Here is an 18806-nt window from a genome sequence, read left to right as displayed (position 1 = left end):
TTTTTTGTCGCTGCACATGACGGAACAACGCCGAATCATCGGCCGACGAATAAAGAATAGAGAAATGAAAGCACACACTTACAAACTGCTCGAAGTCGCCAACGGCAAGCCGATCAAACTCTGGACCGAAGGCGTCCCGGTGGAAAACGAGGCCCGCGAGCAACTGATGAACACCGCAAAGATGCCATTCATCTTCAAGCATTTGGCGGTGATGCCGGATGTGCATCTGGGCAAGGGCTCGACTATTGGCAGCGTGATTCCGACGGTGGGCGCGATCATCCCTGCGGCCGTCGGCGTGGACATCGGTTGCGGCATGATCGCCGCACGCACGTCGCTGACCGCAGCCGACTTGCCGGACAACCTGCAGGGTCTGCGCAGCGCCATCGAGCAAGCGGTGCCCCATGGCCGCAGTTCGAACCGTTCTCGGCGCGACAAGGGCGCATGGGACGAGATTCCGCAGCAAGCCGATCAGGCTTGGGCGGGGCTTCAGCCACGTTTCAAACTGATCACCGACAAGTACCCGAAACTGACCAACACCAACAACCGTGGGCATCTGGGCACGCTCGGCAGCGGCAACCACTTCATCGAAGTGTGCCTGGATGAAGCCAACCGGGTCTGGTTCATGTTGCACAGTGGTTCTCGCGGTGTCGGCAACGCCATTGGCAACCTGTTCATTCAGATGGCTCAGGCGGATATGCGGCAACACATCGCCAACTTGCCGGATCGTGACCTGGCGTACTTCGAAGAAGGCAGCCAGCACTTCGATGATTACGTGGAAGCGGTGAGCTGGGCGCAGGACTTCGCCAGACAGAACCGCGAATTGATGATGCGCGCGGTGATTCAGGCCACGCGCCAGATCATTCGCAAGCCGTTCGAGGTGGCGCTGGAAGCGGTCAACTGCCACCACAACTACGTGCAGAAAGAGCGGCATTTCGGCGAAGAAATCCTGGTCACCCGCAAAGGCGCGGTGTCGGCGAAGAAAGGTGAACTCGGGATCATTCCGGGTTCGATGGGCGCCAAGAGTTTCATTGTGCGCGGCCTGGGCAACGAAGAGTCGTTCAGCTCCTGTAGCCACGGCGCCGGCCGCACCATGAGCCGAACGAAGGCAAAGAATACATTCACCGTCGAAGACCAGATCCGCGCCACGGCGCATGTCGAGTGCCGCAAGGACGAAGCGGTGATCGACGAAATTCCGATGGCCTACAAGGACATCGACAAAGTCATGCACGCCCAGCGCGAGTTGGTGGAAGTGCTGCACACCCTGCGGCAAGTGGTGTGCGTCAAAGGATAAAAGGATCAGCAGTCATGGAATTTGCAGAACGCCACCCGCTGTGCGCCACGATGCGTGCGCGGGTACTGGAAGAGTTGGCGCGTATAGAGCGCGAGCGCAATGTCACGGTGTTGTACGCCTGTGAGTCCGGCAGTCGGGCCTGGGGCTTTGCTTCGACCGACAGCGACTACGACGTGCGGTTCGTGTACGTGGAAAAACCGCAGTGGTTCGTTCAGGTCGACACGCCGCGCGCGGTGATCGAGCGGCCATTGGACGACGAGCTGGACGTCAGCGGCTGGGAACTGCGCAAGACCCTCGGGTTATTGCGCAAGTCCAATCCGACGTTGCTGGAGTGGCTCGACTCGCCATTGGTGTACCGCAGCGAAAGCGCGCAGGTTGCGCAACTGCGGGAACTGGCCGAAGCGTTCTACAGCCCGCCGGCAGCCCGCAACCACTATCTGTCGATGGCGAAAAACAACTTTCGCCAGTACCTGCAAGGCGACAGCGTACGGTTCAAGAAGTACTTCTACGTGCTGCGGCCGTTGCTGGCGGTGCGCTGGATCGATCAGGGGCGTGGGCGTCCACCGATGACCTTCGCCGACCTGCTGACCACAATCGACGACCGGGCACTGCTGGCTGAAGTCGACGAACTGCTGGCACTCAAACGCAATGCCGACGAGCGCGCCTACGGTCCGCGTCGTCCGGCGCTGCACAGGTTCATCACTGCCGAACTCGAGCGCGATGTGCCCACATTACTCAGAACTCAGGAAAACTCGCGACGACTGGATGACTACCTCAGGGAGACCGTCGGGTTGTACGCATAAGGAATGAAATGGAACAGCAAGTGATTGAACTGGACGGCGCGATTGGCGGCGGTCAGGTGTTGCGCAGCGCGCTGAGCCTGTCGATGGTGACGGGCCAGGCGTTTCGCATTAAACAGATTCGTGCCCGCCGCAGTCGGCCGGGATTGTTACGCCAGCATTTGACGGCAGTGATGGCGGCCGCCGAAGTCTGCGGCGCACGGATCGCGGGAGCGGAACTGGGCTCGCAGGCGCTGTATTTCGAGCCGGGAACGATTCGTTCGGGTGATTACCGGTTTGCGATCGGCACGGCCGGCAGTTGCACGTTGGTGTTGCAGACACTGCTGCCAGCACTGTTGCAGGCGCCGGGCACAAGTCGCGTGCGGATCAGCGGCGGTACGCATAATCCGTTGGCGCCGCCTGTCGATTTCCTTACACGCAGTTGGTTGCCGTTGATGCGGCGCATGGGTGCCGGCATTGAGCTGGATCTGCTGCGTCACGGCTTTGTCCCGGCCGGTGGCGGTGAAATCGACGTCACGGTGCAGCCGTCGCAACTGACGCCGCTGGACCTGTGTGAGCGTGGGGCGCTGCTGTCGCAGCAAGCCTTGGCGCTGACGGCCGGTCTCGCACCGAGCGTCGCCGAGCGTGAACTGAATCAGGTGGCGAAACGCTTGCGCTGGGCAGCGGAAACTTTGCATCCGATCACGCTCGACCCGGCGCGTGGCCCCGGTAACGTGCTGTTACTGGAGTACGTGTTCGAGCAGGTCACCGAAGTCTTCAGTGCCTTTGGCCAGGTGTTGTTACGGGCGGAGAAGGTCGCTGATAGCGCAATCAATCAGGCGACAGACTGGTTACGCAGTGACGCAGCGGTGGCGGAACACCTCGCCGACCAGTTGCTGCTGCCGATGGCGCTGGCCGGTGGCGGATCATTCACTACCCCAAGAATGACCGAGCATCTGCACAGCAACATCGCGGTGATCGAGCGCTTCTTGCCGGTCACTATCGAATGCTCGGAAGCGGGCCCCGAGCGTCTGCGGGTTGAGGTCCGCAACGGTCGCTGACCACGTCGCAAGCCCGGATCAATCTCGCGAATGCGGCAATTTGCTGGCCCCCAGGCTTGGGCTTCCCCGGCAAAATCGCCTTTTTTCAAAAGGTTAGGTTGGCTATATGCGGACGATTGTCATAACCGTTGCAACGCTTTCCCTGGCTGCTTTCGCTTCGGCCATTGAAGCGAGGGAGTTGAGCAAGAGTCACCGGTTTGCCTGTACGTGGGGCTCGGACATCGCCGCCGGCGCACAACAGTCGAAGCTCTCGGGGATCTCGTTGTATGGCGCGCGCAAGCAGTTGCAGGTGCGCAAGTTCCAGCAACCGTGGATGCGCATGACGGCAATGGGGATTACCGAGCAGACCTACAACAGCACGTCGAAGCTCAAACCTGCAGCGGTCAAGCAGACCTATTACGAACAATGCGTGCGGCATGAGCTGGCCCAACGATAAATCAAAAAGCCCAACCTGAAGAGGTTGGGCTTTTTCATGCCTGACGAAGCGTCGGCGTTACTTGTCAGTCTCGCAATTGACCATCCACGACACACCGAAGCGATCGACCAGCATACCGAACCGGGCGGCCCAGAAAGTCGCCTCTAGCGGCATATCGACGCGACCGTCCTTGGCCAGCGCATTAAACACTCGCTCGGCTTCGGCAACGCTGTCGACGTTGAGCGAGATCGAGCAACCACTCATGCCCCCGGTCGGCCGGTCAGGTGTAGTGTCCGAGGCCATGATCATCTGGTCGCCGACTTTCAGGCAGGTGTGGATCACTAGATGATGATGCTCTTTCGGTACGTGTTCGGCGGCGGGTGTTTCGCCGAAGGTCATGATTGCTTCGAGTTTTCCTTGCAGCGCTTGCTCATAAAAGGTGAAGGCTTCACGGCAGTTGCCGTTGAAGATCAGGTAGGGATTGATTCGCATGATGGCGTTCCTGGCAGTAGGCGCGGAGAGAGGCGATGTTCGCCAGGTTCCGCGAAAGGCGGTTAAACCATAGCAAAGCATTGGACGTCGCAACGGCCGGAGTTTTTCCAGATGTTTTTCTTCTGAAAACGCCGCGCTTCAGCACGGATAAAACCTGCGGAGTACCATGACACTCTGTACGACCTATCGAGCTTGTTCTGCCATGCCTTTGATTTCCCGCTTCAACGCCCTGTTCGATCAGGCCCGGCGCGCCTTGCTGCTGGTCTGGGCAACTTCACGCGGGTTATTTCTGGGCCTGGTGCTGGCGACCCTGATAGCGGGTGTGCTGCCGGCGCTGGCCGCATGGCTGGGTCAGCGCATTGTCGATGCGGTGGTGACGGCGATGCAGTTGCACGCGCAGCAGGGCGATGCACCGCTGTGGCCGGTGTTGCGTTATGTGCTGATGGAGGCAGGGGTGTTGGCGCTGTTATCCGGAACGCAACGGGCGCTCTCGGTGCAGCAGTCGTTGTTGCGGGTGCAGTTGGGGCAGAAGGTCAACACGCTGATTCTGGAGAAAGCGCAGACCCTGTCGCTGGTGCAGTTCGAGAATTCCGAGTTCTACGACAAACTGGTGCGCGTACGCCGCGAAGCCTCGACCCGGCCGCTGGCGTTGGTGATGAAGTCGCTGGGGTTGATCCAGAACCTGATCATGCTGATCAGCTTCGGTGTGCTGCTGGTGCATTTTTCGCCGTGGGCACTGCTGTTGCTGGTGATCGGCGCGTTGCCGGTGTTCTTTGCCGAGGCGCACTTCTCCGGCGACGCTTTCCGCTTGTTCACCCGCCGCGCTCCGGAGAGTCGGCAGCAAAATTACATCGAAACCTTGCTGTCCCATGAGGCCTATATAAAAGAAGTCAAGCTGTTCGGCTTTGCGCCGTTGCTGTTGCAGCGCTATCGGGACACCTTCGCCAAGCTCTACGCCGAAGATCGGCGCCTGACATTGCGGCGTGATGGCTGGGGTTTCGGTCTCGGCTTGCTCGGTACAGGGGCGTTCTATCTGGCTTATGCCTGGGTGGTGATCGATGCGGTGCACGGCAATATCAGTCTCGGTCAGATGACCATGTACCTGGTGTTGTTCAAGCAGGGGCAGAGTGCGGTCAGCAGCAGCCTGAGTGCGATCAGCGGCTTGTACGAGGACGGTCTGTACCTGTCGAGCCTGTATGAGTATCTGGCCGAACCGGTGTTGGCTGATTGCGGTCATCTCACCGTCGGCGCGCATCCGGGTGATGGCCTGCGTTTTGAGAACGTCGGTTTCCGCTATCCGGGGGCCAGCCGTGCAGCACTGGAAGGCATCGACCTGCACCTGGTGCCGGGCAAGAGTGTGGCGCTGGTGGGGGAGAACGGCTCAGGCAAAACCACGCTGATCAAATTGCTGACGCGCCTTTATCGGCCCGATCAGGGGCGGATTCTGCTTGATGGCAGCGATTTGCAGGATTGGGAAGAGAACACATTGCGGCGGCGTATCGGCGTGATTTTTCAGGACTACATTCGCTACCAGTTCACCGTGGGCGAAAACATCGGCGTGGGGGATACCTCGGCGTTCAATGATGAATCGCGCTGGCAGGCCGCAGCGGCCGAAGGCATGGCCGCGCCGTTCATTGAAGGGCTCGACCGTGGCTATGCAACGCAATTAGGCCGATGGTTCGCTGGCGGTCAGGAGTTGTCGGGCGGGCAATGGCAGAAGATTGCCTTGTCCCGGGCCTACATGCGCCGCGATGCCGACATCCTGATTCTCGACGAGCCGACCTCGGCGCTGGATCCGGCGGCGGAAGCGGCAGTGTTCGAGCATTTCAGCCAACACACCGAAGGGCGCATGACCTTGTTGATTTCCCATCGCTTTTCCAGTGTGCGCAATGCCGATCAGATCATGGTGCTGGAGGGCGGACGGATACTGGAGAAGGGCGATCACAGCAGCCTGATCGCCGCCAATGGGCACTACGCCAAGCTGTTCGATCTGCAGGCTCGCGGCTATCGCTAGGAATCCTGCGCGCTGCGCACCAATGCTGGGCCGGCCACGCGCGGCGTGGGTTTGGACTGCATCAGCGCATCGATCGCCTTGCGATAATTCTGCCCGCCCAGCGCCATGCTGTTGTTGTGGGTGGCACCCGGCACCAATAGCAGTCGTTTCGGTTGTCGGGCGGCGTTGAACAGTTGCTCGCTGAAACGTGGCGGCACGAATGCGTCGGCCATGCCGTGCACCACCAGCAATGGCATGTGAATCTCGGCGATCTTGTCGATGGAGTCGAATTTCTGCGACAGCAGCCAGCGCACTGGTAGCGAAGTGTTGGCCACGGCGGCAGCCACGTCGGCGAGAGAGGTGAAGGTCGATTCGATCACCAGACCTTTGGCCGGCAGCGGTGTCTTGTCCCGTGCGGCGTCCTGGCCGAGTTCGGCGGCCAGATCAATAGCCACGGCGCCACCCAGTGAGTGGCCGTAGATCAGGCGCTTGCTCGGGTCGGGCTGCAGGAGTTTGAAGCGCTCCCACGCCACACGGGCGTCTTCATACACGCTGCTTTCCGAAGGCAGATCGCCCTTGCTCTGGCCGAAACCACGGTAGTCGATGGCCAGTACCGAGTAGCCGGCCGCGCGCAATTGCTCGATGCGGAACAGCTGTCCGGTGAGGTTCCAGCGCACGCCATGCAGATAGAGAATCGCCGGAGCGTTCGGTCGTTCCGCAGGCCACCACCAGGCATGAATATTCTGCCCGGCCTTGAAGCTCTTGGGCTGCAAGTCGAGTTCCTGCACGCTGCCCGGCAAGCCGTGATACCAGCCGGCCGTGCCCGGTTCGATGCGAAACAGCAGTTTGCGCTCGGTGTGCTCGAGCACCGCACAACTCGTCGGCACGCCAATGATCAGCGCAGCCGTGCAGGCGAACGCCAGACGGCGACGACGCAAACGGGTCATGAAGGACAGGAACATTAAACGGTTCACCACAGCGCAGACAAAGAAGGCTTTTTACCAGAAGGCTCGGTCTGCGCGTGACTTTTTCGACCACCGTCTACTCGCAACGATTACAAAATGCTGCGGCTCAGCCCACGCGCAGAACGATTTTGCCGATGTGGTCGCCACCTTCCATGCGCGCATGCGCCTGGGCCGCATCGTTCAGCGAATAAACCTTGTCGATGATCGGCAGGCAGCGTCCGGCGGCCAGCGCCGGCCACACGTGTTCGCGCAGTTGCTCGGCAATTTCGGCCTTTTCCTCAGCGGTTCGCGCACGCAGCAATGAGCCAGTGATCACCGCACGCTTGGCCATGATCGCCAGCAGGTCGATGTCGTTGGCCTTGCCGCCACCGAGAAAGCCCAGCATCACCAGCCGGCCATCCATCGCCAGCGCGCTGACATTACCGTTGAGGTACGAAGCGCCCATGATGTCGAGAATCGCGTTAACGCCTTGGCCAGCAGTTTTTTCGGCGATGACCGTGGCGAAATCCTGCTCGCGATAATTGATCGGCTGCCCACCCAGTTTGCTGATCGCTGCGCATTTATCGGCGCTGCCGGCGGTGGCAAAGGCTTCGATGCCGAATTCGCGGCACAGCATCAGTGCGGTGGTGCCGATGCCGCTGGTGCCGCCGTGGATCAGCACGCGCTGACCACGCTGGGCGTCGCCGAGGCCGAACAGGTTGGCCCACACGGTAAAGAAGGTTTCCGGGATAGCGGCGGCCTGCACCCAATCCAGTCCATCGGGGATCGGCAGGGTTTGCCCGGCCGGGACGTTGCAGTATTCGGCGTAACCGCCACCGTTGGTCAGCGCGCAGACCTTGTCTCCGACGGCAAACTGACTGACACCGGCACCCAGCGCCACTACTTCGCCGGCCACTTCCAGACCGGGGATCGGATTCATCCCCGGCTTCATTGGATACTTGCCGGCCCGTTGCAGGGCGTCGGGACGGTTGATCCCGGCGGCATGCACGCGGATCAGTACTTCACCGGCTGCAGCGACCGGCAACGGCACGCGTTTGGCTTGCAGAACATCGGGGCCACCGGGTTGAGTGATTTCGATCCGGGTCATTTCGTTGGGCAAAGTCATGTCGATTCCTGTTGCTTGAGGTTCTGAAGATGGGAGCGCAGCCCGCGGGCAATGATTCCCTTCAATTTTCACAGACGCGTGGTTCAGTCACTGAGGGCAGCCATTTCAGGGCGTGCTCCAACAAAATCGCCACGACAATCGCCCCTGCGGCGATCACGAAGAGCATTGCGTGCTGACCGCCCGTGGCATTGAACAGCGCCGAATAGGCAAATCCGGCCAGCGCCTGAAACGTGGCAAACGATACGGTGGCGCGGCTCCAGGCGATTTGCTGGCGATGGTGATCCGGCACCAGTTCATGCACGCGGGCCAAGGCCAGCGGGACGATGCCGGGCGGGAATGAACCGATGATCACTGCCAGCACGGCCAACGCCATGAAAGAGTGGGAAACCGCCAGCAGTCCCAGCGCAATCGCCTGTACCAGCAATACCAGCCGAATACCCATCCGCGCGCCAAGCCGATCTGCGAGAAAGCCGTAACTTACCGGGCCGACAATTGCGCCCAGGCCATACATCACCCAAACCAGTGCGCCAATCTGCGCCCCGGCCCCGAGCCCGCGAGCCACGTAATCCACCAGAAACACCATGGCCGGCACCAGACCTGCGGCCATGAATGCGTATTGGCCGAACAGCAAATAGACGGCGGAGGGCGTTGGCTCAACCGTCGCGCCTGCGTGAATGGCGGTCGGGTGTGGTAGATCAACAGGCCAGCCAAACCAGCTCATAGCGCTCAGCAACAAGGACAATCCGCCCAGCCCCAGCCAGGTGGCGTGCAGGCCCATGTTCAACAAGGGCGGGACGATGGTTCCGGAGGCGGCGATGCCCAAGCCGATACCGAGAAAAATCGCACCGCTGGCCAGTCCTTTGCGGGATGCCGGCACATGGGGCAGTACAGTCGCCGCCACCAGCACCATAATTGCACCGCCGGTAATCCCCGACAGCAACCGCCAGCCAAAGAACCAGCTCACCGACAATGGAAATGCACAGGCAAAAAACGCTGCGGTGACCAGCAGCATCATCAGTCGCAGGGCGTTTTTATTGCCCAGTTGCCGCGCTATCGGCCGGCCGAGCAGGGCGCCGATCAGATAGCCGACCAGATTGGCTGCGCCGAGGTAGACCACGTCGTTGGCAGAAAACCACTGCGCCTGAATCAGCGAGGGAATAAGCGGTGTATAGGCAAAACGCGCCAGACCAATGCCGACCAGGCTGGCGCAGAGTCCCGAGAAAATCGGTAACGCTGAGGTGGATGTACGCATGACAGCATTCCTGAGGAAGGTCTATTGCGCTCAGGATATCGGCTATCTTTGCTGCGGTAATGCAGCGATTTGGCTTTATAGTGATGCAAATTCGCATCGGTTGGGGGCAGCATGAACTGGGATGATGCGCGGGTATTTCTCGCGGTATGCAGAGAGTCGACCTTACGCGGCGCAGCGCGGGTTTTGGGGGTGGATCAGGCGACTGTCGGGCGACGGATCACGGCGCTGGAAAAGTCCCTGAGCGCGACCTTGTTCCTGCGCACCTCCGACGGCTACGCATTGACCGCGGTCGGCGAGGCCGCGCTCAAAAGCGTGGAAAAAATGGAGCATTCGGCGCTGGAACTTGAGCGGCAGATTCAGGGCCTGGATGATCGTCTGACCGGCACCGTACGCGTCAGCACCACCGACTCGCTGGCCATCGACTTCCTGATCCCGGCCATTAGCCGCCTGCACGCGCAGCACCCGGACGTGCGTGTGCAACTGGACGCCTCCACTCAGATCCTTAGCCTGGCCAAGCGCGAGGCGGACATCGCCGTGCGCAATACCCGGCCTGACAATCCCGATCTGATCGCGCGGCGGATTGCGCGCTGGCCCGTGGGATTGTTCGCTTCACAGGCGTATATCGACGCCCATGGCATCCCGCCGCAGGGTACGGCATTCGAAGGCCATGATCTGGTGGTCTACCAACCGTATTTGCAGACGCACAAGGACATGACGCTGGTTTGCGAACCGCTGCATCGCGGGCGGATTGTCGCCAGCCTGAGCTCCAGTCTGCTGGTACGGCGCTCGATTGCGGCTGGCCTGGGCGTAGGAGAAATCCCGGTGTACATGGGCGAGCGCGATGGCCTGATAAGGCTTTGGCCGGAGCGCAATCGCCCGCAACCCTATGAGGTCTGGCTGGTGACCCACGCGGACTTGCGCCACACCGCACGGGTCAGGGCGGTGATTGAGCAGATTGTCGAGGCGTTTGCACTGGAGAATGAGTGACGGCTCAAAGCGCTTTGGAGAAGCTACATCGTCTGATGAAACGCCCTACATCCACAGCAGAATCTGCCGGCTTGTGGGCTTGGAGCGCCAGTCCTAAGGTTGATGCAACTCGCAGCGCCAGGAAATCGGTGCGCCAGAGAAGGTATCGCTAACCCAGGGAAGGGGATCGGATTGAAAGCCAGGGAATTCGAGCAATATCAAAGCTTCGACACATTGAGCAAAGGTCGTAACACACAAGCCATGAACGCTATCAGCCGTGAAGAATTCAACGCCAGGATCGAGACCATCGAGGCAAGGATGGATGCTCGGGTAGAGCGAGTGCATGCAGATATCCGAGAGTTCCTTTGCTCCCAGGCAGAGCGAGACAAGGCGAACGAGCGCATTCAGGTCGAACGGGATAAACGCTACGACTCGATGATTCAAGGCATTGCCATCGAGTCCAGAGAGGCACTCAAAAAGGCGGGTTCCGTGAATGCCAACGTCTGGATGGCAACGGCTGTGCATCTGTTTGGTGTGGTCAGTATTGTCGTGGGCGGCTATTTCGCCAGTCAGGCCAACCTGTATGCAGCGATACAAACAACCTTGGCGGCGGTTCAGGCGGGCAAAGAAGTCGGCGCAGCCAAGCCTGCCGAGCAGCCATCACCGGTGTTGCCAAAATAAAAAAACGGCCTTCAATCGAGGGCCGTTTTTGTTGGCTTTGGAAACCCTGCCTCATGGCATTTGCGGCAGCTCTTGCGGACGCAGGTCAAACACCAGCACTTCTGCATCCGCGCCATTGCTCAGGGTCAACGCCTGTTCCTCGCGAACCCGCACGCCGTCACCTTCCTGCAGCAACTGGCCGTTGAGTTCAACACTGCCGCGAGCCACATGCACGTAGGCGTAACGGTTGGCGGACAGTTTCAGGGTGGCGCTTTCCTTGCCGTCGAACAACCCGGCGTAAACCCGCGCATCCTGGCGCACTGTCAGCGAACCATCGCTGCCGTCCGGCGAGATGATCAATTGCAGACGACCGCGTTTTTTTTGCGCACTGAAGTGCTCCTGTTGATAGCGCGGTTTGGCGCCGCTGATCTTCGGCACAATCCAGATTTGCAAAAAGTGCACGGGTTTGGTGGCCGAATGGTTGAACTCGCTGTGCGCCACGCCGCTGCCGGCGCTCATCAGTTGTACGTCGCCAGGGCGGATCACCGAGCCGGTGCCCAACGTGTCTTTATGTTCCAGTGCGCCTTCGAGCACGTAGGAAAAGATCTCCATGTCACGATGCGGGTGCTGGCCGAAACCTTTACCGGCGGCAACGCGGTCATCGTTGATCACCAGCAGGTCGGAAAAACCCTGTTCACGCGGGTCGCGGTAGCTGGCGAAGGAAAAGGTGTGGAACGACTTCAACCAGCCATGATTGGCGAGGCCACGATCGGAGGCTTTGCGAAGAGTCAGCATGATGAAATCTCCTGGGGGGACGTGAATTCGTCCGAGTGAGGAGAAGGTTACTGTTTACTCTTCGGGGTAATAAGTAGATGGAAATTGAAATACTGTCCCTTTCTGGTTGACAGTTGTGTGCGCTTGATCACGTATTTTTTTCCGACGATTGTGTCGCAGTTGGCCATAATGCTCAGCCAGTCTTGTCCGTCCATTTTTCATTATCAGTGATGTGTACCCCATGAAAACCGTGGCCATGGTGTTGTTCCCCGACTTTCTGCTGCTCGACATGGCCGGGCCGCTGGAAGTGTTTTCGGTGGCCAATCGCTATTTGAAACCGGAGTCGCACTATCAACTGACGACCCTTGGCACCGAGCGCGGGCCGTTGCGTGCGTCCAACGGTGTGCTGGTACACACCGACCGGCATATCGAACAAGCCCTTGAGCGCTACGATTTGCTGCTGGTGCCAGGAGGGCCGGGGGCTTACAACGAAAAACACCCGGCGTTGCTGGCCTGGCTGAAAGCGGCGGTGCCCTGTGCCGAGCGATATGGTTCGATCTGCACCGGCGCCTTCGTGCTCGGCCATGCCGGGTTGCTCGACGGCTATCGGGTGACCACTCACTGGAACTACACCGAACGCCTGATCAAGGCATTTCCAAAGGCGAGCGTCGCCACCGACCAGATTTTCATTGAGGATCGCAATCTGATCACCTCTGGCGGGGTCACGGCCGGCATCGACCTGGCGCTGGCGCTGGTGGCGCAGGATCACGGCAAGAAGTTGGCCCAGGACGTCGCCAAAGTGCTGCTGGTGGTGATGAAACGTCAAGGCGGACAGGCGCAGTTCAGCCCCTTGATGGCGGCGGTGGCGCCTCAGGAAACACCGATCACCCGAGTACAGAATTACGTCCTGGACCATCTCGATGAAGTGTTCACTGTCGAGCGCATGGCAGGATTGGCCAACATGAGTGCACGGCACTTCGCGCGGACGTTTGTCCGCGACATCAATATGACGCCGATGGAGTTCCTGCAAAGTGCGCGTATCGACTGCGCACGAAATCTTTTGGAAACCACTGACCTGCCTTTGAAAACCGTGGCCTACAAGAGTGGTTTTGGCAGTGTTCGGCACATGCGTCTGTTGTTCGCGGAAAAACTCGGCCTTACGCCTGTGCAATACCGCGAACAGTTCAGCTAGAGCGGTTCTGTCCGTTGTGCGCACCCGGATGTCCGTGCTGCGCCCTGTGTGAAGGTTGTGCCGTCATCGCAGGCTGCCAAGATAGTTGGCATGAACAGCCTCAACGATTTGCACTCGGCGTCAGTCCTGTATTTCGGCCCTTACGCCTTTCATTTGCGCCAACGGCTGATCCTCGACGGGGATCGGCAACTGCGCATGGGCGGGCGTGCGCTGGACATTCTGCAGGTGCTGGTCGAGCGTGCAGGCCGAGTGGTCAGAAAGGAAGAGTTGATTGCACGGGTCTGGCCCACTTCGGTGGTCGAGGAGATCAATCTTCGCGTCCACATTGCCGCCCTGCGCCGGGCGCTCGGTGACGGTGAGAACGGCCAACGCTACATCGTCAATGTGCCGCAATGTGGCTACAGCTTCGTTGCTCCGGTGCACGGCGACAATTTCGAGCACGTGGCCCTGGAACACCTGCAAGCGCCACAACACAACTTGCCTGTGCGGCTGACGCCGGTGACCGGTCGCGATTCAGTGGTGGGCTCGATGGTGCGGCAATTGCCACTGTGCCGATTGATGACCGTGACGGGGCCTGCGGGTGTCGGCAAAACCACGGTGGCGTTGCGTGCTGCAGAGTTGCTGTTACAGCATTTTCGCGACGGGGTCTGGCTGGTGGACCTGGCGGTAGTCAACGACGCCACGCCACTGCTCGATTATCTGTTGCACACCCTCGAAACCGATCTCGTCACGCTGGCAGCGCGTCACAGCTTGCTGGTGCTGGATAACTGCGAGCATCTGCGTGAAGCCTGCAAGGCTCTGGTTGAACGTTTACTGGAGGCCGCGCCACGGTTGTCGATTCTTGCGACCAGTCGCGAAGCATTGCAGGCCAGTCTGGAGACCGTGCAAACCCTGCCGCCACTGGCCATTCCCAAGTCCTCAGCGTTGGGCAGTGTCGAAGAGACCATGAGCTATTCGGCCGTGCAATTGTTTGTCAGTCGTGCCCGAGCCCGGCAGCAGGGTTTTACCCTGCGTGAACAGGATCTCAATGCTGTGCGCGACATCTGTCGGCGGCTCGATGGGCTGCCACTGGCGATTGAACTGGCGGCGGCGCACATTGATGCGCTGGCGTTGGTCGGCTTGCAGTCACAACTCGACAATTGTTTACAGCTGCTCAGCCATGGTCGGCGTACTGCCGTGCCACGCCATCAAACCCTGAAAGCCGCGCTGGACTGGAGCTATCAGCACCTGAGTGAGCAGGAACAGCGGGTGCTGCAACGCCTGTCGGTCTTCAAAACGGCGTTTGCCATTGATGCGGCGATGGGTGTCATCAGTTGCGCGCTATTACCCCCGTCGACGTTGGCCCTGATGATTGATCGGTTGGCGCAGAAGTCTTTGCTGGCGGTGGAGCGGGGCAGTGCCGGGTTGCGCTATCGCATGCTCAACACCACCCGTCGTTACGCCCGCGAACAACTGGAACGCAGCGGTGAATCCAACGAGTACGAGCGTCGGCATGCGCGCTTCGTCAGCCGCAGTCGTTGGGTGTCAGGCTCGCAGTTGGCGGCCCAACTCGTCGAGTAACCAGCGCACCTTGCGCAGATCCGGGGTGGCGTAGCCCTCGGTGAAGCGTTGATAGATCGGGTTCAATAACTCCAGTGCTTCGCGGTAGCGGTTCTGCCGTTGCCACAACTGCGCCAGCGAAGTAGCACTGCGCAGTTCCCAGGCCAGGGCGCCCTGGGTTTGCGCGATCGACAGTGCCTGGAGCAAGACCTTTTCGGCTTGCCGGGTGCTGCTGTCGGGGCAAGCCGATTGTTCAAGCAACATGCGATCGGCCCGAGCCCGCAGAATCTCCGCCGTGCTCCAGCCTGCAGCTCCGCTGTGTGCCCGCTCAAGCAACGCATCATCAACAAAGCGGCTGTCCAGGGTCACCATGATTTCTCTGATCAGACCGCTGTCATCGGTCGCTATCGGCACGGCGGCATCGGCGTCGAGGACCTGCGCGTATTGCCGTGCCCAGCGATAGAACAGCAATACGGAATGCTTCTGCGCCTGCTCCAGCAACAGCTGCAGCAAAGCACGGGCGTTTTGCGGGTCACCGTTGTAATGAGCAATCAGGCAACTGGCCAGCGCCAGGGTGTAGCAGATCGAGGTGCCGTGGTTGATTTGCACGGCGATGTCCAGTGCCTGCCTGGCCGTACGCCAGGCCTGTTCAGGGAAACCTTGCAGCCACAACACCCGGGCCAGCACCGTCAGCGAGGCGACGCTCTGGTCGTACTGCACGCCGAAGCCATGGGTGAAACGGTTGGGATTGCCGTTTTGCGCCATGTGCTGAATCACTTGCTCGGCATGCAGGCGTGCCTGCTGCTGGTCGCCGGCGTAATGCAGCGCCAACACCCGCAGGCGATGTGTACTCAGCGACAACTGCGGGTCGCCGTGCAGGCCGAGTCGATCGAACTGTTCGCTCTGTTCCAGCGCCGACCGATAGTGGCCACAGCTGAGGTTGACCGCCATGTGCCCGGACACCGCACGCAGCTGGCCGGCCACGTCGTCGTACTCTTGCGCCAGCGCATGGGCATCGACGAATGCGGCGATGGTTTCCGGGGTACCACCCCAGGTGTGGTAGCAGGCGCTGCCGAGCGCCAGTTTCAGCGCGATCTTCACCCGAGGGCAAGGTTCGGCAGCGTTTTCCAGCAGGGCCAGCGCCTGACGCACGTAACCGCCGTATTCCTTGAGTAGCGACAACTCTTGCCACAGGGGCGCCGAGGTCGCGGCCAGATAAATCCCCACATCATTGGGGCCTGCACCGTTCAGACTCCAGTCGAGTGCCGCGCGCAGGTCTTCCAGACCGCGTGCGTAGCGTTCGATCCACAGGGCGGTTGAGGTCGTTTCCCAATCGGTCTGCGCCTGATACATCAGCGCCAGACAACGTTCAGCGTGGCGTTCGCGGGTTTCGGCGAGTTCGGCGCCTTGCTCGAGTTTTTCCAGGGCATAGCGACGCGTGGTGTCGAGCAACCGATAGAACACTTCTTCGTCACCGACTTCGACGTTGAGCAACGATTTGGCGACCAGTTGTGTGATTGAACCGAACACCTCGCCGGGCTGGATGTGCTGTCCACCGATCACCGCAGCGGCGGACTCCAGCGTGAAGCCACCCCGAAACACACCGAGTCGACGCAGGCAGGTTTGTTCGCAATCGGTCAGCAGGTTGAAGCTCCAGTCCAGCGTGGCACGCAGCGTCTGGTGGCGCTCCACGCTGCTCTGATTGCCGGCAGCCGATACCGGCAGACGCCCTTGCAGCTGGCTGAGCAAACCCTGCAGGCCGAGTTCTCCAACCTGCGCCGCCGCCAGCTCCAGCGCCAGCGGAATGCCGTCCAGGCGTCGACAGATTTCAAGCGCGTCGGGCAGCTCGGCATCGCTCAATTCAAAGCCCTCGTGCGCGGCCAGGGCGCGTTCGGCAAACAGTTGCAGTGCCGAAAAACTCAACGCCTGCGCACGATCAAGCACGGCAATCGGCGGCGGGTAATCGAGGGATTCAAGGCGTTGCACATACTCGCCTTCGGCACGCAGGCTCTCGCGGCTGGTGGCCAGAATGTGGATCTGCGGCGCACCGCGCAAAATGCTCTCGCTGAGCAGTGCCATGGCGTCGATCAGGTGTTCGCAATTGTCGATTACCAGCAGCATCTGGCGCTCGCGCAGCGCATTGACGAGGTGGGTCAGCGGATCGTTGTCATGCGGCACCACATCCAACAGGGCCGCCAGGTGCGAGCAGATCATTCGTGCGTCGTTGATCGGCGACAGATCCAGCAGCCGGATACCGTCCCGATAGTGGCCGATCATCTGCTCGGCAACGCGCAGGGCCACGGTGGTTTTGCCGATGCCGCCGGGGCCGACCAGCGTGATGCAGCGCTGGCGTGGCAACTGCCTGATCAGGCTGTCGACCAGCGGCTGGCGGCCGATCATTCGCGTGCGGCGCAGTGGCAGGTTATGCCGGGTGCCGGTCTCTGCGCAGGTGTGCTGTTCGATCGATTGCAGCCTGATCGGTGCGACAAAGCTGTAGCCGCGCTGCGCCACCGTGACGATGTATCGCTGCCCGCCCTGACCATCGCCCAGGGCTTTGCGCAACGCCGCCATGTGCACCCGCAGATTGATGTCTTCGACGACGCTGTCCGGCCACACGCCGGCAATCAGTTGCTGCTTGCTCACGACATCGCCGGCATGCGCCAGCAGGATCAGCAGAATGTCCATGGCACGTCGGCCCAGGCGTAACGGCTGCTCGCCCTCAAGCAGCAGCCGTTTGCCGGGCTGAATCCGATAGGGGCCGAAACCGAGGGCCTGATTCGGGGGAAGACTCAACAGCTCACTCCTGCGAAATTTTTATAATCCTGCCCACGGCGTGTGAAGCCTCCGTGAAGGGCAGCGCGGATCAGCGTCAGCGGCACGCAAGCCTTCTAATCCGCAGTTTTGCCGACATATTCCGCAGGTTCTGGCGTCAGTGCAACGTGCAGATTGCCGGCAATGCTCGAAAGTGATGCTGCGATCGGCATTTTTGCCCGCTGCAATGTTCAGACCAGCGCTTTGTCTCGCGGACAATTAACAACGATTAACTCGTCTGTGTTCGCTTCAAGCCCAAAAATCCGCTGAATCGAGCCTGGCCTCAGGCCAGGACCTGATGGCTGCAATGGAGTGCACCCGAGCGGAGGACGGCGCAATGAGCAACGTGGTGGTGGTCTATCACAGCGGCTATGGCCACACTCGCGTCATGGCAGAAGCCGTGGCGCAGGGCGTCGAACGGCACTTGGGCAGTACCTGCCGGTTGGTGGCGGTAGAAGAGGTCGAGTTCTATTGGGATGAGTTGCACCGCGCCGACGCGATCATTTTCGGTGCGCCGACTTACATGGGCAGCGCGTCGGCGGGCTTCAAGCATTTCATGGAGGCCAGCGCGGCGTTCTATCTGGCAAAACCATGGCGCAACAAGGTTGCCGCCGGGTTCACCAATTCCGGAAGCCTGTGCGGGGACAAGCTCAATACATTGCTGCAAATGGCGGTGTTCGCCGCGCAGCATTCGATGATCTGGGTGGGGCTCGACCTGCTCCCGGCGCGCTCGGTGGCGGGCTGCTTCGATGGACAGTTGAATCGTCTGGGCAGCGCGCTCGGGGCCATGTCGCAATCCAATGTCGAACAGCCCCCCGAGCAGGCGCCGCCGCTCGAAGACCGGCGCACAGCGGCACACCTGGGCGAGCGGGTGGCGCAAGTGGCGCAGCGGTTGAGGCAGCAATGAAGCGCAGGGAAATGAGCTTGGCGCGCGACAGCGTCTAGACCGCCAGGCGTATGCCGACAGGCGCGGCCGACGCTGGTGGCTTTTCGGCCTTCATGCCCGGCACCTCACGACACCGCCAGGCGAAAGGGCTGATCCCTTCGCTGCGGGTGAAGATATGGCAGAAATGTGCCTGATCACAGAAGCCACATTCCAGGCTGATCTGCGTCAGGCTCAAGTGGGTGAGCCGGATCAACTGCTTGGCGCGAGCGATGCGCTGGGTGCGGATCCAGTCCTGTGGCGAGAGTCCGGTACTGCATTTGAACGCCCGGGAAAAATGACTGCGTGACAACGAACAGGCCTCTGCCAGTTCGGTGACTTCCAGGCTTTCACCCAGGCGATCGAGGATCAACTGTTTGGCCCGCCGTTCGCGTTGCGGACTGAGGCCGCCGATGCGCGGTGTGCGGGATTCGCTGAAGGGGGCGAGGGCGACTGTTTGTTGTAAGTGAGCCATGGCCAATGTCCGTGTCGGGGGGGTAACGCACGCTCGGCACGTTTCCCTCTGGTCAAAAAAACAATGTTTCGCAGAGGGTTTCATTGTTGGACGGGGCCGGAAGACTGACGAGTT

The 18806-nt window shown here is 60.6% G+C and carries 17 protein-coding genes; 10 read left to right on the top strand and 7 right to left on the bottom strand.

The features are described 5' to 3' along the window. The first annotated feature begins 64 nt into the window (after positions 1-64). The 4 genes from HDC30_RS03935 (at position 65) to HDC30_RS03920 (ending at position 3567) form a co-directional block, all read left to right on the top strand. Positions 65-1291, top strand: a complete 1227-nt coding sequence (locus HDC30_RS03935) for an RtcB family protein (protein ID WP_183780952.1) — start codon at positions 65-67, stop codon at positions 1289-1291. Between the two features lie 14 nt (positions 1292-1305). After that, positions 1306-2094, top strand: coding sequence for a nucleotidyltransferase domain-containing protein (locus HDC30_RS03930; protein ID WP_183780949.1), 789 nt, complete (start codon positions 1306-1308; stop codon positions 2092-2094). Positions 2095-2102: 8 nt separating this feature from the next. Beyond that, entirely contained in the window at positions 2103-3131 is a 1029-nt protein-coding gene (rtcA, locus tag HDC30_RS03925) for an RNA 3'-terminal phosphate cyclase (protein ID WP_183780946.1), read from the top strand. Between the two features lie 106 nt (positions 3132-3237). Further along, on the top strand, positions 3238-3567 hold the full coding sequence (locus HDC30_RS03920; protein WP_007961262.1) for a hypothetical protein: 330 nt from the start codon (positions 3238-3240) through the stop codon (positions 3565-3567). Between the two features lie 57 nt (positions 3568-3624). Here the strand turns inward: HDC30_RS03920 and HDC30_RS03915 are convergent, their stop codons facing one another. Further along, positions 3625-4038: a VOC family protein gene (locus HDC30_RS03915; RefSeq protein ID WP_183780942.1), complete on the bottom strand. Its 414-nt coding sequence runs from the start codon at positions 4036-4038 to the stop codon at positions 3625-3627. 202 nt (positions 4039-4240) lie between these two features. On the opposite strand from HDC30_RS03915, the gene HDC30_RS03910 reads away from it, so the two are divergent. Further along, positions 4241-6052 carry an ABC transporter ATP-binding protein gene (locus HDC30_RS03910; protein WP_183780939.1) on the top strand — a complete coding sequence of 604 codons (1812 nt, stop codon included), beginning with the start codon at positions 4241-4243 and terminating at the stop codon, positions 6050-6052. Here the strand turns inward: HDC30_RS03910 and HDC30_RS03905 are convergent. From HDC30_RS03905 to HDC30_RS03895, 3 genes are all read right to left on the bottom strand, one after another. Next, complete coding sequence (locus HDC30_RS03905; protein ID WP_183780937.1) at positions 6049-6993, bottom strand: alpha/beta hydrolase; 945 nt, start codon at positions 6991-6993, stop codon at positions 6049-6051. The two genes, HDC30_RS03910 and HDC30_RS03905, sit on opposite strands and share 4 nt — an antisense overlap. Before the next feature lie 109 nt (positions 6994-7102). Then, positions 7103-8101 (bottom strand): NAD(P)H-quinone oxidoreductase, encoded by a 999-nt coding sequence (locus HDC30_RS03900; RefSeq protein WP_166497499.1) that lies wholly within the window; start codon positions 8099-8101, stop codon positions 7103-7105. A gap of 61 nt (positions 8102-8162) precedes the next feature. Beyond that, positions 8163-9353 carry a YbfB/YjiJ family MFS transporter gene (locus HDC30_RS03895; protein WP_183780934.1) on the bottom strand — a complete coding sequence of 397 codons (1191 nt, stop codon included), beginning with the start codon at positions 9351-9353 and terminating at the stop codon, positions 8163-8165. A gap of 111 nt (positions 9354-9464) precedes the next feature. Here HDC30_RS03895 and HDC30_RS03890 point away from each other — a divergent pair, with 111 nt between their 5' ends. Together HDC30_RS03890 and HDC30_RS03885 are read left to right on the top strand one after the other, a co-directional pair. Then, a complete protein-coding gene (locus HDC30_RS03890; RefSeq protein WP_103367635.1) occupies positions 9465-10340 on the top strand; it encodes a LysR family transcriptional regulator in 876 nt (291 codons plus the stop codon). Positions 10341-10511: 171 nt separating this feature from the next. Continuing rightward, positions 10512-11000 (top strand): hypothetical protein, encoded by a 489-nt coding sequence (locus HDC30_RS03885; RefSeq protein WP_260319885.1) that lies wholly within the window; start codon positions 10512-10514, stop codon positions 10998-11000. A 51-nt stretch (positions 11001-11051) separates the two neighbouring features. Here HDC30_RS03885 and HDC30_RS03880 read toward each other — a convergent pair whose 3' ends face one another. Further along, entirely contained in the window at positions 11052-11774 is a 723-nt protein-coding gene (locus HDC30_RS03880) for a pirin family protein (protein WP_183780931.1), read from the bottom strand. A gap of 220 nt (positions 11775-11994) precedes the next feature. Between HDC30_RS03880 and HDC30_RS03875 the strand changes: the two genes are divergently transcribed. Together HDC30_RS03875 and HDC30_RS03870 are read left to right on the top strand one after the other, a co-directional pair. Next, positions 11995-12945, top strand: coding sequence for a GlxA family transcriptional regulator (locus HDC30_RS03875; RefSeq protein WP_103367636.1), 951 nt, complete (start codon positions 11995-11997; stop codon positions 12943-12945). 90 nt (positions 12946-13035) lie between these two features. Continuing rightward, positions 13036-14505, top strand: a complete 1470-nt coding sequence (locus HDC30_RS03870; protein ID WP_027611584.1) for a winged helix-turn-helix domain-containing protein — start codon at positions 13036-13038, stop codon at positions 14503-14505. Here the strand turns inward: HDC30_RS03870 and HDC30_RS03865 are convergent. Next, the gene (locus HDC30_RS03865; RefSeq protein WP_183780928.1) at positions 14470-17277 is read right to left on the bottom strand and encodes a winged helix-turn-helix domain-containing protein; all 2808 of its coding nucleotides are present in this window, start codon (positions 17275-17277) and stop codon (positions 14470-14472) included. The genes HDC30_RS03870 and HDC30_RS03865 overlap by 36 nt on opposite strands. A 355-nt stretch (positions 17278-17632) precedes the next feature. On the opposite strand from HDC30_RS03865, the gene HDC30_RS03860 reads away from it, so the two are divergent. Beyond that, positions 17633-18202: a flavodoxin family protein gene (locus HDC30_RS03860; RefSeq protein ID WP_027611586.1), complete on the top strand. Its 570-nt coding sequence runs from the start codon at positions 17633-17635 to the stop codon at positions 18200-18202. Between the two features lie 34 nt (positions 18203-18236). Here HDC30_RS03860 and HDC30_RS03855 read toward each other — a convergent pair whose 3' ends face one another. Then, positions 18237-18692 (bottom strand): helix-turn-helix domain-containing protein, encoded by a 456-nt coding sequence (locus HDC30_RS03855; RefSeq protein WP_183780925.1) that lies wholly within the window; start codon positions 18690-18692, stop codon positions 18237-18239. Positions 18693-18806 lie beyond the last annotated feature (114 nt).

The organism is Pseudomonas sp. JAI115, assembly GCF_014200835.1.
Classification (GTDB): domain Bacteria; phylum Pseudomonadota; class Gammaproteobacteria; order Pseudomonadales; family Pseudomonadaceae; genus Aquipseudomonas; species Aquipseudomonas putida_A.
Note: the sequence above shows the minus strand (reverse complement) of the source record. Positions and strands in the feature narration are given on the sequence as shown.

Excerpts from the sequence above, each read along its gene's own strand:
- HDC30_RS03935 (WP_183780952.1), top strand. The coding sequence starts at position 65 with ATGAAAGCACACACTTACAAACTGCTCGAAGTCGCCAACGGCAAGCCG.
- HDC30_RS03930 (WP_183780949.1), top strand. The coding sequence starts at position 1,306 with ATGGAATTTGCAGAACGCCACCCGCTGTGCGCCACGATGCGTGCGCGG.
- rtcA (WP_183780946.1), top strand. The coding sequence starts at position 2,103 with ATGGAACAGCAAGTGATTGAACTGGACGGCGCGATTGGCGGCGGTCAG.
- HDC30_RS03920 (WP_007961262.1), top strand. The coding sequence starts at position 3,238 with ATGCGGACGATTGTCATAACCGTTGCAACGCTTTCCCTGGCTGCTTTC.
- HDC30_RS03915 (WP_183780942.1), bottom strand. The coding sequence starts at position 4,038 with ATGCGAATCAATCCCTACCTGATCTTCAACGGCAACTGCCGTGAAGCC.
- HDC30_RS03910 (WP_183780939.1), top strand. The coding sequence starts at position 4,241 with ATGCCTTTGATTTCCCGCTTCAACGCCCTGTTCGATCAGGCCCGGCGC.
- HDC30_RS03905 (WP_183780937.1), bottom strand. The coding sequence starts at position 6,993 with ATGTTCCTGTCCTTCATGACCCGTTTGCGTCGTCGCCGTCTGGCGTTC.
- HDC30_RS03900 (WP_166497499.1), bottom strand. The coding sequence starts at position 8,101 with ATGACTTTGCCCAACGAAATGACCCGGATCGAAATCACTCAACCCGGT.
- HDC30_RS03895 (WP_183780934.1), bottom strand. The coding sequence starts at position 9,353 with ATGCGTACATCCACCTCAGCGTTACCGATTTTCTCGGGACTCTGCGCC.
- HDC30_RS03890 (WP_103367635.1), top strand. The coding sequence starts at position 9,465 with ATGAACTGGGATGATGCGCGGGTATTTCTCGCGGTATGCAGAGAGTCG.
- HDC30_RS03880 (WP_183780931.1), bottom strand. The coding sequence starts at position 11,774 with ATGCTGACTCTTCGCAAAGCCTCCGATCGTGGCCTCGCCAATCATGGC.
- HDC30_RS03875 (WP_103367636.1), top strand. The coding sequence starts at position 11,995 with ATGAAAACCGTGGCCATGGTGTTGTTCCCCGACTTTCTGCTGCTCGAC.
- HDC30_RS03870 (WP_027611584.1), top strand. The coding sequence starts at position 13,036 with ATGAACAGCCTCAACGATTTGCACTCGGCGTCAGTCCTGTATTTCGGC.
- HDC30_RS03860 (WP_027611586.1), top strand. The coding sequence starts at position 17,633 with ATGAGCAACGTGGTGGTGGTCTATCACAGCGGCTATGGCCACACTCGC.
- HDC30_RS03855 (WP_183780925.1), bottom strand. The coding sequence starts at position 18,692 with ATGGCTCACTTACAACAAACAGTCGCCCTCGCCCCCTTCAGCGAATCC.